General features: G+C 64.9%; 14 protein-coding genes. 12 read left to right on the top strand and 2 right to left on the bottom strand.

The window, feature by feature from the left end:
- Positions 1-7 precede the first annotated feature (7 nt).
- The 9 genes from BDD21_RS11010 to BDD21_RS10970 all read left to right on the top strand — a co-directional run bounded on the left by BDD21_RS11010 (position 8) and on the right by BDD21_RS10970 (position 10047).
- A complete protein-coding gene (locus BDD21_RS11010) occupies positions 8-1012 on the top strand; it encodes a RodZ domain-containing protein (RefSeq protein ID WP_120797216.1) in 1005 nt (334 codons plus the stop codon).
- A gap of 57 nt (positions 1013-1069) precedes the next feature.
- Complete coding sequence (gene hisS, locus BDD21_RS11005) at positions 1070-2344, top strand: histidine--tRNA ligase (protein WP_120797215.1); 1275 nt, start codon at positions 1070-1072, stop codon at positions 2342-2344.
- A gap of 61 nt (positions 2345-2405) precedes the next feature.
- Positions 2406-3032 (top strand): YfgM family protein, encoded by a 627-nt coding sequence (locus tag BDD21_RS11000; protein WP_120797214.1) that lies wholly within the window; start codon positions 2406-2408, stop codon positions 3030-3032.
- Between the two features lie 17 nt (positions 3033-3049).
- Positions 3050-4351, top strand: a complete 1302-nt coding sequence (gene bamB / locus BDD21_RS10995; RefSeq protein WP_120797213.1) for an outer membrane protein assembly factor BamB — start codon at positions 3050-3052, stop codon at positions 4349-4351.
- 5 nt (positions 4352-4356) lie between these two features.
- Entirely contained in the window at positions 4357-5757 is a 1401-nt protein-coding gene (gene der / locus BDD21_RS10990) for a ribosome biogenesis GTPase Der (RefSeq protein WP_120797212.1), read from the top strand.
- A gap of 268 nt (positions 5758-6025) precedes the next feature.
- Positions 6026-6463 carry a DUF2721 domain-containing protein gene (locus BDD21_RS10985; RefSeq protein ID WP_120797211.1) on the top strand — a complete coding sequence of 146 codons (438 nt, stop codon included), beginning with the start codon at positions 6026-6028 and terminating at the stop codon, positions 6461-6463.
- Between the two features lie 42 nt (positions 6464-6505).
- Positions 6506-7513: an SRPBCC family protein gene (locus BDD21_RS10980; protein ID WP_120797210.1), complete on the top strand. Its 1008-nt coding sequence runs from the start codon at positions 6506-6508 to the stop codon at positions 7511-7513.
- Between the two features lie 162 nt (positions 7514-7675).
- Complete coding sequence (locus tag BDD21_RS10975; protein WP_120797209.1) at positions 7676-9037, top strand: TrpB-like pyridoxal phosphate-dependent enzyme; 1362 nt, start codon at positions 7676-7678, stop codon at positions 9035-9037.
- Positions 9038-9276: 239 nt separating this feature from the next.
- Positions 9277-10047 (top strand): LysM peptidoglycan-binding domain-containing protein, encoded by a 771-nt coding sequence (locus tag BDD21_RS10970; RefSeq protein ID WP_147431053.1) that lies wholly within the window; start codon positions 9277-9279, stop codon positions 10045-10047.
- Here the strand turns inward: BDD21_RS10970 and lexA are convergent.
- Positions 10011-10706, bottom strand: coding sequence for a transcriptional repressor LexA (gene lexA / locus BDD21_RS10965; protein ID WP_245969529.1), 696 nt, complete (start codon positions 10704-10706; stop codon positions 10011-10013). The genes BDD21_RS10970 and lexA overlap by 37 nt on opposite strands.
- A gap of 29 nt (positions 10707-10735) precedes the next feature.
- Here lexA and nth point away from each other — a divergent pair, with 29 nt between their 5' ends.
- The 3 genes from nth to BDD21_RS10950 all read left to right on the top strand — a co-directional run bounded on the left by nth (position 10736) and on the right by BDD21_RS10950 (position 12560).
- Positions 10736-11374, top strand: coding sequence for an endonuclease III (gene nth / locus BDD21_RS10960; RefSeq protein WP_120797207.1), 639 nt, complete (start codon positions 10736-10738; stop codon positions 11372-11374).
- A gap of 148 nt (positions 11375-11522) precedes the next feature.
- Positions 11523-11969: a DUF1841 family protein gene (locus BDD21_RS10955; RefSeq protein WP_120797206.1), complete on the top strand. Its 447-nt coding sequence runs from the start codon at positions 11523-11525 to the stop codon at positions 11967-11969.
- Positions 11970-12128: 159 nt separating this feature from the next.
- On the top strand, positions 12129-12560 hold the full coding sequence (locus tag BDD21_RS10950; RefSeq protein WP_120797205.1) for a host attachment protein: 432 nt from the start codon (positions 12129-12131) through the stop codon (positions 12558-12560).
- Positions 12561-12679: 119 nt separating this feature from the next.
- Here the strand turns inward: BDD21_RS10950 and BDD21_RS10945 are convergent, their stop codons facing one another.
- The gene (locus tag BDD21_RS10945) at positions 12680-13972 is read right to left on the bottom strand and encodes a replication-associated recombination protein A (protein WP_120797204.1); all 1293 of its coding nucleotides are present in this window, start codon (positions 13970-13972) and stop codon (positions 12680-12682) included.
- Positions 13973-14028 lie beyond the last annotated feature (56 nt).

Below are 14028 nucleotides of genomic sequence, written 5' to 3'. Positions count from 1 at the left end.
CTCAAGAGTGACAAACCTGACACAATCGACCGACCCGAACGACCAGAACGTGGTCGAGTTCGGCGATAGCCCGGGGCGACGCCTGCGGGTGCAACGCCAATCGCGTGGCCTGGCGATCGAGCGGATCGCCTCGCAACTGCACCTCAAGCCCGAGATCATCGAGGCGCTCGAGCAGGACCGCTTCGACCTCTTGCCCGATCCGGTCTTCATCACCGGCTATCTGCGCAACTATGCGCGCGCGCTCGGTCTTGACCCGATGCCGCTGGTTGCCGCCTATCAGGCCCACCCCGGGACACCGAAGAACATCGAGCCGACCCGCCCGATCCCCGGATCGGACCGCGATTCGGGCGGCACCCGCATCCTGGTGCGCCTCGTCAGCCTCGCCTTGGCCGCGGCGGTCGTCGCGATGATTGCTCTATGGTGGCACGATCGCCCCGAGTTCTCCCCGGAACTCGGCCTCGACACGTCAGACCCGGATCCGCTGGCGATCGAGGCCGAGGGCGTCGATACGGTGGTCCCGGAGATCGCCGAGCAGACACCCGGAGAGACGATAGAATCGACCCCAACGGATGGCTTCGCAACACCGCAGACGCCCGAGCCACCCGCGCCGTCGGTCGCCGAGCGTTCCGAGGCCGACCCCGCCTCCATACCCGAGCCGACAGCCGACCCGGTCACCGAGGGCACGAGCGCGCCGATCCAAACGGTCGCAACGCCCGATGTCGACACCCCGACACCCGCCTCCGAGCCCGCGGCAACGGCGTCGAAGGGCATCGTCCTCGAGTTTACCGGCCCCTCCTGGCTCGAGGTCCGCGATGCCTCCGGACAACGACTCATCGTCGGCGAGATGAAGGCCGGGGATCGACGCGAAGTCACGGGGCAAGCGCCTTTCCGGTTCACCGTCGGGCGGGTCAACAACAGCAGCATGACGGTCGACGGCAAGCCCTTCGATCTGGAAGGTCGTTCGCGCGGCAACGTGGCGCGCTTCTCGTTCGACCCCGCATCGCCGGAGTGACGGTGCGCTCAGGCCGAACCCATCCGAGCGTCGTCAGCAGACATCGAGCCGTCGAACATGAGTAAATACATCCAGGCCATCCGCGGGATGCACGACATCCTGCCCGAGGCCGTCGCCACCTGGCATCGCATCGAGGACACCGCTCGCAGCATCCTTGCGAGCTACGGCTATGCCGAGATCCGCACGCCGATCCTCGAGGTCACGGATCTGTTCAAACGCTCCATCGGCGAGGTCACCGACATCGTCGAGAAGGAGATGTACAGCTTCGAGGATCGCAACGGCGACAGCCTGAGTCTGCGCCCGGAGGGAACCGCGAGCTGCGTGCGCGCTGCGATCGAGCACGGGCTGCTCGTCGTGCCCCAGCGGCTTTGGTATCGTGGCCCGATGTTTCGCCACGAGCGGCCGCAGCGCGGGCGCTATCGACAGTTCAATCAGATCGGCGCAGAGGTCTTCGGCCTTGCGGGTCCGGATATCGATCTCGAGCTGATCCTGCTCACCGCGCGTCTGTGGCGCGCGCTCGGGCTGAAGGGCTTGCGCTTGGAGATCAACAGTCTCGGCGACCCCGAAGAGCGTCGGCTGTATCGCGAGCAGTTGGTGACCTATCTCGAGGCGCGTCACGCGCATCTGGATGCCGAGAGTCTGCGGCGCCTGCACACCAACCCCCTGCGGGTCCTGGACTCCAAACACCCGGAGACACAGAAGGTCGTCGCCGATGCGCCGACCCTGATGGACCACCTCGGCGAGGAGAGCCTGGCGCATCTACACAGCATCCGCCACGGTCTCGACCAGGCGGGCATCCCCTATCGCATCAATCCACGGTTGGTGCGGGGTCTGGACTATTACAACCGGACCGTCTTCGAGTGGATCACCGAGGATCTGGGTGCCCAAGGCACCGTCTGCGCGGGCGGCCGCTACGACGGATTGGTCGAGCAGCTCGGTGGCCGCCCAACGCCGGCTGTCGGGTTCGCCTTGGGCCTCGAGCGCTTGGTCGAGCTGCTCGCGCTTGCGGGGCACGCGGGCGAGCCTGCGGTGCATGCCTACCTGGTCGCGGTCGGCGATCAGGCCCAGCTCGAGGCCCCGATCATGGCCGAGCGTCTGCGCGATGCCCTGCCCCGTCTGCGACTCATGGCCCACTGCGGCGGCGGCAGCTTCAAGAGCCAGTTCAAGAAGGCCGACAAGAGCGGTGCAGCCTTCGCGCTTATCCTCGGCGAGTCGGAGCTGGCGCAGGGCATCGTCGGCGTCAAACCCTTGCGGGACCAAAGCGGCCAGCAAGAGCTGGGGTTCGACGATTTGGTCGATGTCCTGGCCCGAGAGATCGAGACCCCGGGTTGACGGCGGCGGGCGAAGACGCCGGCCAAGCCGCACGGGAATCCATGTCACCACGGAGAGCGAAGTGAGTTACGAGACCGACGACGAAAAAGTCGAAGCCATCAAGACCTGGTGGAAAGAGAACGGCGTGGCGATCATCATGGGCATCGCCATCGGACTGGGCGCCATCGTCGGCTGGCGCTACTGGGGCGATTATCGCGACAGCGTCGCCGGTCAGGGTTCTGCGGTCTTCGATCAGGTGCTCGCAAACGCCGCGACCGGTCAAACCGAGGCGGTCGTGACCCAGGTGCGCATGCTCAACGACGAGTTTGCCTCGACGCCCTACGCGGCACTCGGCTCGCTGGCCGAGGCGAAGGCGCTTTACGAGTCCGGCCAAGCCGAGGCCGCCATGACCGCCTTGACGGGCGTGATCGCCGCTGCTCCGGATCCGGCGTTGGCCCGCATCGCGGCGCTTCGCCTGGCGCGGATCCAGGTTGCGGAAGGCCGCTTGGACGAGGCGGCCAAGACCGTTGCGGATCACGACAGCAGTCCCGAATTCGCCGGCGACTTCGCTGCAGTGCGGGGCGACATCGCAGCGGCACGCGGGGATACGGTCGCGGCACGCGCGGCCTACGAGCAGGCGATCGCCGAAGGGACCGGGTTCTCGCAGTTGATCCGTCTCAAGCTCGACAACCTTCCCGCCGCCGGATAGTGGTCGGAGAGCCGTCTATGGTCACGCAATCGAAAGCGGGCGCCGCCCGACTCGGGGTAATGCTGCTCGCCGGCCTGCTGAGCGGTTGCGGGATGTTCCCCTGGCTCGGCGCGGACAAGGACCCCACGCCTCCGACCAAGCTCACCGAGATCGTGCAGACGGCCGGATTGACGACCCTCTGGTCGGCGCGGGTGACGCGCGGCACGGCCGGACGTCGGCTCTACTTGGTTCCGATGGTCGCTGCAGACCGACTCTATGTCGCCGATTCACGCGGTCGGTTGGTCGCCGTTGCCGCGGACAGCGGACGCGTCCTCTGGGAGCGTGACACGGACCTGCAGTTCAGCGGCGGACCCGACGTGAAGGGCGACCGTTTGGTCATCGGCACCAGCCGAGGCGAGCTCCTCGCGTTCTCGAGCAGCGACGGTAAGGAACTCTGGCGCACGCAGCTCGGAAGCGAGGTCCTCTCTGTCCCGCGCCTGACCGACACGGCCCAAGTGATCGTCCACACCCTGGACGACAGCGTCTACGGGATCGACGCCAACACCGGCGCCCAGCAATGGCGTGTCAACTATCCGGCCCCCGTGCTCACCTTGCGCGGCAGCAGCAGTCCGGTCATCACATCCGCCGGGATCCTTGTCGGACTCTCGGGCGGCAAGCTCGTGAACCTCGACCCGGCCGACGGCACCCCGCTCTGGGAGGTCGCCATCACCCGCCCGAGCGGGCGCTCCGAGCTTTCGCGCATCGCCGACATCGATGCCGATCCGGTCGTGATCGGGACCATTGCCTTCGTGGGCTCCTACAACGGCGATCTGGCCGCCGTCGACATTACGACCGGCACCGTCATCTGGCGACGCGAACTCTCTGCACATGCCGGGCTGGCCGCCGATGCGTCCGACCTCTTCGTCACCGACTCGAGCGATCAGATCTGGGGCGCGGACCCGAGCGACGGCGCCGGACGCTGGCGCCAAGAAGGTCTGCGCTACCGTCAGGTGACCGCTCCCGCGTTGGTGGGCAATCTGATCGCGGTCGGCGACCTGGACGGCTATGTCCATCTGCTCACACGCACCGACGGCCGTCTGGTCGGGCGCACCCGCATCACGGGGAAAGGCGCAATTACGGCACGGCCCTTGGTCGTCGGCAACCGTCTCTATGTCTACGCCGACGACGGCACCCTGGCTGCATTGAGTATCGGCGGTGCGCCCGCAGCCACGTTGGGCCTGCGCGGCAGCGCGCCCGCCGACGCAGGCGCCGCCTCGCGCGACGTCGACACCGCACCGGCCGATTCGCCGGGATCCGCACCACCGGAGTCCAGCCCCTGAACGGCATGCTGCCCGTCATTACCCTGCTCGGCCGGCCCAACGTGGGCAAGTCGACGCTCTTTAATCGCCTGACGCACACGCGGGATGCGCTGGTTGCGGACTTTCCCGGCCTGACCCGCGATCGCCAGTACGGGATCGGCGTCGTGGGGCCGAGCCGCTACGTCATCGTCGACACCGGCGGCATCAGCCAGGCCGTCGACGGGGTCGAGGCCCTGATGGAGCGCCAGGTCCAGCTCGCGATCGACGAGGCCGATCATCTGCTCTTCCTTGTCGACGCGCGCGACGGCTGCACCCCGGGCGACATCGAGATCGCCGCACGGCTTCGCCGCATGGGCAAGCCGGTGAGCCTGGTGGTCAACAAGAGCGACACCATGGACCCGGTGTTGGCCACCGCGGACTTCCACCGACTCGGTCTCGGCGAGCCGATGGCGGTCTCGGCCACCCATGGCCGCGGCGTGCAGGACCTCATCGACGCGGTCTTCGCCGGCTTCCCGGCGACCGACGAGGAGGGCCTCGGCGCCGCGCCGACCGAGGAAGGTATCCGAGTCGCGATCGTCGGGCGCCCGAACGCGGGCAAATCGACACTCATCAACCGCATCCTCGGCGACGACCGGCTGGTCACCTTCGACAGCCCGGGCACCACCCGCGACAGCATCTTCGTCCCCTTCGAGCAACAGGGTCGCCATTACACCCTGATCGACACCGCGGGCATGCGCCGACGCGCCCGGATCGACGACGTGATCGAGAAGTTCAGTGTCATCAAGACACTCCAGGCGATCGATGCGGCCAATGTCGTCATCCTGGTGCTCGATGCCCACGAGGGTGTGGGCGAGCAGGACGCCACGCTCGCGGGTCACATCATCGAGCGCGGACGGGCACTCGTGGTCGCGATCAACAAATGGGACGGGCTGGCTCCCGACCAACGCGAGCAGATCAAAACCCAATTCGCGCGCAAGCTCGCCTTCCTGGACTTCGCCAAGATGCACCTGGTCTCCGCCCTGCATGGCAGCGGTGTCGGCCTGCTGCTCGACGAGGTCGAGAAGGCCTACGCCAACGCCACACGCAACCTCTCGACACCCGAGCTGACGCGACTGCTCGAGGACGCCGTTCAGGAGCATCAACCGCCCTTGGTGCATGGACGACGCATCAAGCTGCGCTATGCCCACCAGGGCGGACGCAACCCGCCTATCATCATCATCCACGGCAACCAGACCGAGTCGGTCCCGGACACCTACCGGCGCTATCTGATCAATCGCTTCAGGCGCGAGCTCAAGCTCCTCGGCACCCCCTTGCGGATCGAGTTCAAAAGCGGCACCAACCCCTTCGCGGGTCGTCGCAACACGCTCACGCCAAGCCAGATCAAGCATCGCCAGCGGCTGAAGACGTTCGTGAATCGCAAGCGATAAGGCACTGCTCCCCAGCCCTGCTGGTAGGCGCCGATTCGACCCCGCTGTCGACCACCTAAATCACGTCCAGAGCAACATGCGTCATTTACATTTCACGTTTGGCTTTGGGGGTGTCCTCGCTCTCGGTGAGACGCGATTTGAAACGTCATTTTTATTAACACCCTAAACCGCGCCAGCTCCGACAGCCATCGGAGCTGGCGCAGCCAAGCCACTCGACACATGTTGCATACCGCACCGGGCGCGGTTTAACGCTCGACCGAGGATCGACGTGATTCAGGAATCCCCCATCACCGACATCGCGCAGATCATCCAACTCGCGGTTGCGCCTGTATTTCTGCTTTCGGGCATCGGCGCCATGCTCGCGGTGATGACGAATCGTCTTTCGCGCATCGTAGATCGAGCTCGGCGGGTTGAAGCAGAGGCCACGGCACATCTCGACGATGCCACGGATCCGGAACCCGAGCTAAAACTCTTGTCGCGTCGCGCCAAGCTGATCGGACTCTCGATCGGACTGTGCACCATCACCGCCTTGCTGGTCTCGGCAGTGATTGCGATCCTCTTCCTCGGCGCCTTTCTGACCTTCGACGCGGCCGTCTTGGTGGCACTCGTCTTCATTGCCGCGATGCTCGCGTTCATCGCCGCACTGGTCTTTTTCCTGCGCGAGGTTTTGCTCGCCACCGCCGGGTTGCGGTTCCTGCGTCGATAGGGCGCCCATCGGGGACTCACATGCCTCAGCCGGAGGACCATCATGCTCTACCTGCTTCTCTTGCCGCCGCTGATCATCATCGCGGCGGTGATCGTCCATCTCGCAACACTGCCCGCGACCTTTGCTGTAGAACGCTCCCGGTTGATGATGGTCGACCGGCAGAGGCTGTTCGACGCGGTCCGTGATCTCGGCAGCTGGAAGGCTTGGAGTCCTTGGCTCCTGCATGAGCCCGAAGCCGAGCTGACCTTCAGCGACGCGCCAGACCATGAGGGCGGGTCTTCTCGCTGGGACGGCAAGCACATCGGCGCCGGCTCCCTCACGCAGATGCGCTTCCAAGCGCCGGATCGAATCGATCAACGCCTCGTCTTCAGGCGCCCCTTCAAGGCCCGGTGTGATGTCTGGTGGGAGTTCAAGGAACAGGATGGCTGCACCCTGGTCACCTGGGGCATGCAGGGGCGGATGCCCTTCGGGCTGCGATTCATGGTGCCGACAATGTCCCATGCCATCGCCAAGGATTACGAGCTGGGTCTCGCGCTGCTGAACGGTTATTTGGACCCGAGCGCATCGCATCCCGAGATTCGGTTCGTCGGCCCCTGCGAGCGTGCGCCTCGAAAGGCCGTCACCATCCCCTTCAGCGGCAGCATGGAGGCCATGGTCGCGGCCATGGAGGAGGGTTTCCCGAGTTTGGCGGCACAGCTCGAGGATCTCGGGATTACGCCCGCAGGGGCGCCCTTCACCGTGTATCACAAGGTCGATGCCAAGGCGGGCCTCTTCGTCTGCGATCTCGCAATGCCGATCCCGGACGGAGCCGCCCCGGGCGAACTCGTCGTCAAGGAATTCCCCGGCGGGCGCTACTTTCTGACCGAGCTGCGGGGCAGTTACGATTTCCTGGAATCCACCTGGCACAGCCTGATGGCGCACCTACGGATGTGCCGGATCAAGCAGGATCCCTCACGGCCGTCGCTCGAGGTCTATGCGGAAGATCCGCGCTCGGTCGGGCACGAGAACGAGATCCTGACGCAGATCTTCATACCCATTCATGCAACCTAAACCGCGTCCAGAGCGAGATACTGATTTTCGAGTGAGTTCGACGGCCTGTGCCGGGTTGGGATTCAAGATCGGTCCCAAAGCTGGCACACTTGCCGACGGACGACAAAGACCGGCAGCGAAGATGGCCGGTCGCCATACCCACTACCGAGGTTCGACCACAGCATGAGCGACTCAGTCAAGTATCTGCTCGACGAGCAGCATCTCCCGCGCACTTGGTACAACATCAACGCCGATCTCCCCACCCCGCTCGACCCGGTCCTGCATCCGGGCACCCAACAGCCGATTACGGCGGACGATCTGGCGGTGATCTTCCCCCGTGCCGTGATCGAGCAGGAAATGAGCACCGAGCGCGAGATCGAGATCCCCGAGCCCGTACGCGAGGTCTATCGGCAGTGGCGCCCGGCGCCACTCTACCGAGCCCGTCGACTGGAGAAGGCGCTCAAGACGCCGGCGAAGATCTACTACAAGTACGAGGGCGTGAGCCCGGCCGGCAGTCACAAGCCCAATACCGCCATCCCGCAGGCCTTCTACAACAAACAGGAAGGCGTGAAGCGAATCACCACCGAGACCGGCGCCGGCCAATGGGGCTCCTCGCTCGCCTTGGCAGGGTCCATGTTCGGCCTCGAGATCGTCGTCTACATGGTCAAGGTGAGCTTCCACCACAAACCGTATCGACGTGCCTTCATGGAGACCTTCGGGGCCCAGTGCATCGCCAGCCCGAGCGACACGACCGCGTCCGGGCGTGCCATCCTCGCGGAGCATCCCGACAGCACCGGCAGTCTCGGCATCGCCATCAGCGAGGCCGTCGAGTTGGCCGCCCAGCGCGACGACACCAAATACGCGCTCGGCAGCGTGCTGAACCATGTCCTGCTGCACCAGACGGTCACCGGTCTGGAGGCGCAAAAGCAGCTGGAGATGGCCGGCGACTACCCGGACATGATCATCGGTTGCACCGGCGGCGGCAGCAATTTCGCCGGCATCGCCTTCCCCTTCCTGGGCGAGAAGCTGCGCGGGGGTCGCGACATCGAACTGATCGCCGTCGAGCCCTCGGCCTGCCCGACGCTGACGAAGGGTCTCTTCGCGTACGACTACGGCGATACCGCCAAGCTGACCCCGCTGGTGAAGATGTATACGCTCGGTTCCAGCTTCGTGCCGCCGGGCTTCCACGCCGGGGGGCTGCGTTATCACGGCATGGCGCCTCAGATCAGCCATCTGACCAAGCTCGGCTACATCAAGCCGACCTCATACAACCAGCTGGACTGCTTCGCCGCCGGCATCCAGTTTGCCAAGGCCGAGGGCATCGTGCCCGCGCCCGAGGCCAACCACGCCGTGAAGGCCGCGATCGTCGAGGCCGAGAAGTGCCGCGAGTCCGGCGAGGCCAAGACCATCCTCTTCAATCTCTGCGGACACGGCAACTTCGACATGCAGGCCTACACCGATTACCTGGCCGGCAAGCTGAAGGATCTAACCTATGCCGAGGACGAGGTCGCCATGGCCCTCTCGGGGCTTCCGAGCGTTGCTTAAACCGCGCCCGGCGCGGTATGCGATGTTTTTTGGATGGGATCGGCCCCGGCAGACGTGACGACCGCTGGAGTCGGCGCGGTTTAAGATATTAAAAAATATATTATTTTAAACCGCGCCCCCGCTAAAGACTGTGGATGCACCGAACGTCGAGCTCACTCGAGAATTTCGCATCTCGCTCTGGACGCGGTTTAGATCCCAGGCAACACACCCCGAGCCGAGGCGACGCCAGGAGAATCATGATGACCCCGGATCGTTCTCGGCGAGCAGGCCCGTTGGCGCTCTTGATGCTCTTCGTCTCGGCTATAGCCTGCGGTGCCGACGATCCGGCGGGAGTTCAGGAACCGGCGGTCGCGCCGGAGGTGAAGCTGGAAGAGCTGACCCTGCGTCTACTCGGGATGGAGGGAAAGCTCAAGGAATCCGCGCATGCGCGCAAGAGCGCCGACCAAGCCCGCATGGAGGCGGAGCGCCGGCTTGCGGAGGGAAGCCAGGAGATCGAGCGCCTGAACGGCGAGATACAGCGCCTGAAGGAGGCGCTGCTCGACCTGGAGCGAACCCTCAGCGAGCGCGACCGGCGACTCTCCGAGCTCGATGCCAGCAGGCTTTCGCTCACGACGGCCCACGAGGCACTCGAGCGCCGGTTCGAGGCACTCCGGGCACGGGTCCCGCCGCAGGACGGCGGCACTCTCGATGTGGAGCAGGCGCGACAGGCCTCCCGCGATGCCTACACGGAACTGCGCAGGACACTCCTGGATCCGAATGTGAAGCGGGAAGCAAGCGCGGAGCCTGCTGTGACTGCCGCCGAGAAGGTTCTGCACCAGCGTCAACTCACCCTGGCTCGCGTGTTGGACGCACAAGGCGCCTATCGGATTCGTCCCAGCGACTCTTTGGCCCTGATCAGCAGCCGTTGCTACGGCGACAGCAGTCAATGGCGTGCGCTGTTCGAGGCCAATCGCCATGTCCTCGAAGACCCCAATCAACTGATGCCCGGGGTCACCTTGGTCATCCCTTGACTCCCGCCGCTTGCGAAACGCCGAATCACACCGACACCCAATCCTTCGATGACGAGTTCTTGCGTGCGCAGATCGACCAGGATCGGATCGAAGCTTGGATTCTCCGGCAACAGGTAGGCCCGGCCGGTCCCGTGCCGATGCAGGCGTTTGACCGTCACCTCGTCGCCCAACCGTGCCACTACGATCTGGCCGTCGAAAACCTCGGAGGTGGTATGAACCGCCAGAAGATCGCCGTCGAGGATGCCGGCATCGCACATGCTGCTGCCGAGAACCCGCAACAGATAGTCCGCGCGGGGGTAAAAGAGGTCCGGATTAACCGGACAGGAGTCCTCGATATGCGCGGCCGCAAGGATGGGACTGCCGGCGGCGACACGCCCGATGATCGGCAGCTCGACCTCACCGGCGGCGGCGTGATCGATGAGCCGGATGCCGCGCGAACGACCCCGCGTCAGCTCGATCGCACCGTGCCGGGCCAAGGCGCGCAGATGATCCTCGGCCGCGTTGGCGGAACGAAAACCAAAGGTCCGGGCGATCTCCGCGCGTGTCGGCGGCACCCCGGTTTCGCGGATATGCGACCTGATCAGCTCCAGGATCTGCCGCTGCCGAGGGGTCAGGCCATCGCTCATGTCGGAGAATCGCTCAACGAAGTGGGCTGTCATTTTAGACAGTCCTGAGGGATTATCCATCGATGAACAAGGAAAAGCGCAATCGAATCTTCGAGCGTCTTCGCACCGCCAATCCGGCGCCGACGACGGAGCTGGTGTATCGCACGTCCTTCGAGCTTCTGGTGGCGGTGATCTTGTCGGCACAGGCGACCGACAAAGGGGTCAATAAAGCCACGGCGCGTCTGTTCGCGGTTGCCGATACGCCCGAGAAGATGCTCGCGCTCGGCGAAGAAGGCCTTAAAGCGCATATCCGGACCATCGGACTCTTCAACAGCAAGGCCGCCAATATCATCAAGACCTGCGCGATCCTGGTCGCGGAGCACGGGGGTCAGGTCCCGCGCGCGCGCAAGGCCCTGGAGGCACTCCCCGGCGTCGGACGCAAGACGGCCAACGTGGTTCTCAATACCGCCTTCGGCGAGCCGACGATGGCCGTCGACACCCATATCTTCCGTGTGGCCAACCGCACCGGGCTGGCGCCCGGAAAGACCCCGCTCGCGGTCGAGCAGGCATTGCTGCGCCATGTCCCCAAGGTCTTTCTGAAAGACGCCCATCACTGGCTGATCCTGCACGGACGCTATGTCTGCGTCGCACGTAAGCCGCGCTGCCCCGAATGTCCGATCGCCGATCTCTGCGACTATCGCGACAAGACGCCGCCGCCGTGACGCAAGATCGAACGCAAGCAGCACCGAGCCCGAATCCTCTAAACCGCGCCAGCGCCGACAGTCGCCGGAGCTGGCGCGGCCAAGCCGTTCCAACACATGACGCATACCGCACCGGGCGCGGTTTAACCCCTTCAAGAGCCTCGACTCCATGTTCGCAAAAGACCGTGAAAGCCATCGTCGCACCTTCATCACCGCCTGGGAGAAGGCTCAAACCGGACAACCCTTGGAGCCCGTCGAGGCACAGATTGTCCAGATCCTGCGCCAGCATCCCGAATATCATCGTCTCATGACCGAGATCGAAACCACCCTGGAGCGCGACTATCTCCCGGAGCAGGGTGAGTCCAACCCTTTCCTGCACATGGGGCTGCACATCGCCATCCTCGATCAGCTGAACACCGATCAGCCCGCTGGCATCCGTCGGCTCTACGGCCGCATCCTGCAGATCACCGGCGATCCGCACGAGACCGACCACCGCATCATGGAATGCCTCGCCGAGGCGCTTTGGACGCTGCAACGCAACCAAGCGCCCTTCGACGCCGCGGGCTACCTCGCGTGCATCGAACGCGCTGCCGGCGTGCGTCGACCGGGCCACTGAATTCCGTGACGGGCCTGTTACACTGAAAGGGACGGGAACCGACCGACACGGATCGGGGCGCAGCGACGCATGACCCTACATCGCAAGGGCGATCGTCCCGTCTCAGCCAAAGCCCCGACCGCATCGCGGCCGGGCTCAGTACGGGAGGAAAGTGACACCATGTTGACTTGGATACTAGCCGCCGACAACAGCCGCGCACGCATCTTCACCACCGACAAATCGGCAGGCGCGCTGCGCGAGATCCACACGCTGGCCTTCCCGGAAGGACGGCTCCACGAGGGCGATCTGACAACCGACAAGGGCGGTCGCGGTCACGACCCCATGTCGGGTGCGCACGGCATCAACGGCGAGGAGGCGCACAAGCAGGAGAATGCCGAACGCTTCGCCGGCCTGGTCTGCGAGACGCTGGAGAGCGCGCGCAACAAAGGGGAGCTTCAAAAGCTTTACGTCATCGCGGCCCCGGCTTTCCTGGGGATGCTGCGCAAACATCAGTCCCCGTCGCTCAAACAGCTGATCGCCGGTGAGATCGACAAAAACCTGACGACCCAGAGCCCCGAGGCGATCCGCAAGAGCCTGCCGGATTTTCTCTAAACCGCGCCCGGTGCGCGGTATGCGGTGTTTTTGGATGGGATCGGCCCCGGCAGTTTTGACGACCGCTGGAGTCGACGCGGTTTAAGATGCTAAACAGCGTCCAGATGACAGCGCCACGCTCAGTCTCGTCCCGCTGCCTCGTCCAGCGCATTTAGACGATCCAGCTTCTCGCGGATGCGGATCTCCAGACCACGCTCGACGGGCTTGTAATAGCGTCGCCCCGACAAGGCATCCGGGAGATAGGTCTCCCCGGCCGCATATCCCTCGGGCTCGTCGTGGGCGTAGCGATAGGCACGGCCGTGTCCCAGCTCTTTGAGGAGCTTGGTCGGGGCATTGCGCAGATGGACGGGCACGTCCAGGGAGCCCGACGCGCGTGCGTCCGCGAGTGCCCCGTTCCAGGCCAGATAGACCGCATTGCTCTTGGCGGCACAGGAGAGATAGACGACCGCCTGGGCAAGTGCCAGCTCGCCTTCCGGGGAGCCGAGCCGCTCTTGCGCCTCCCAGGCACTGAGCGCCAGATCAAGTGCACGCGGATCGGCGTTGCCGATGTCCTCGCTGGCCATCCGCACGATGCGCCGTGCCACATAGAGCGGATCACAGCCGCCGTCGATCATCCGCGCCAGCCAATACAGCGCGGCGTCCGGGTCAGATCCACGTACCGACTTATGCAACGCCGAGATCTGATCGTAGAAGATGTCCCCGCCCTTATCGAAGCGTCGCACGCTGCCGGCGATCACCTCCGCGACGGTCGCCGACGTGATCTCCTCGCCCGCTGTCATCCGGACCGCCAATTCAAGCAGATTCAGCGCGCGGCGGGCATCGCCGTCGGCGCTGCGTGCAAGCAGGGTCGCGGCCTCGTCGGACAGACGCAATCCACGCTCGCCGAGCCCCTGAACCGGATCGGCAAGGGCACGACCCAGGACGCGCTCGATATCGTCGGCCTCCAAGGCTTGAAGGAGATAGACGCGCGCACGCGAGAGCAGTGCGTTGTTCAACGCGAAGGACGGATTCTCGGTCGTGGCCCCGATAAAGGTCAGGGTGCCATCTTCGACATGCGGCAAAAAAGCATCCTGCTGGGCCTTGTTGAAACGGTGCACCTCGTCGATGAAGAGCAATGTGGGTCGCTGCTCCAGATCACGCACCGTCCGCGCCGTGGAAACCGCATCGCGGATGTCCTTCACACCCGCGAGGACGGCGGACAGGCTCAGGAAGCGAGCACCCGAGACCCGCGAGATGAGGCGCGCGAGCGTGGTCTTGCCGGAGCCGGGCGGCCCCCAGAAGATCATCGAATGGAGTTGTCCCGACTCGATCGCCCCACGCAACGGCTTGCCCGGCGCAAGCAGGTGCTGCTGCCCGAAGAATCCATCCAACGTCGTCGGGCGCATCCGCTCGGCGAGCGGCGCATCAGTCATTCTGAACCGCGCCCGAAGCGGTCACGACCGGTTTGCCGAAACCCGATCCCCGGCAG

Origin of the sequence: Thiocapsa rosea, from assembly GCF_003634315.1 — a bacterium.
Lineage (GTDB): Bacteria > Pseudomonadota > Gammaproteobacteria > Chromatiales > Chromatiaceae > Thiocapsa > Thiocapsa rosea.
This window is presented reverse-complemented; position numbering and strand designations above follow the sequence as displayed.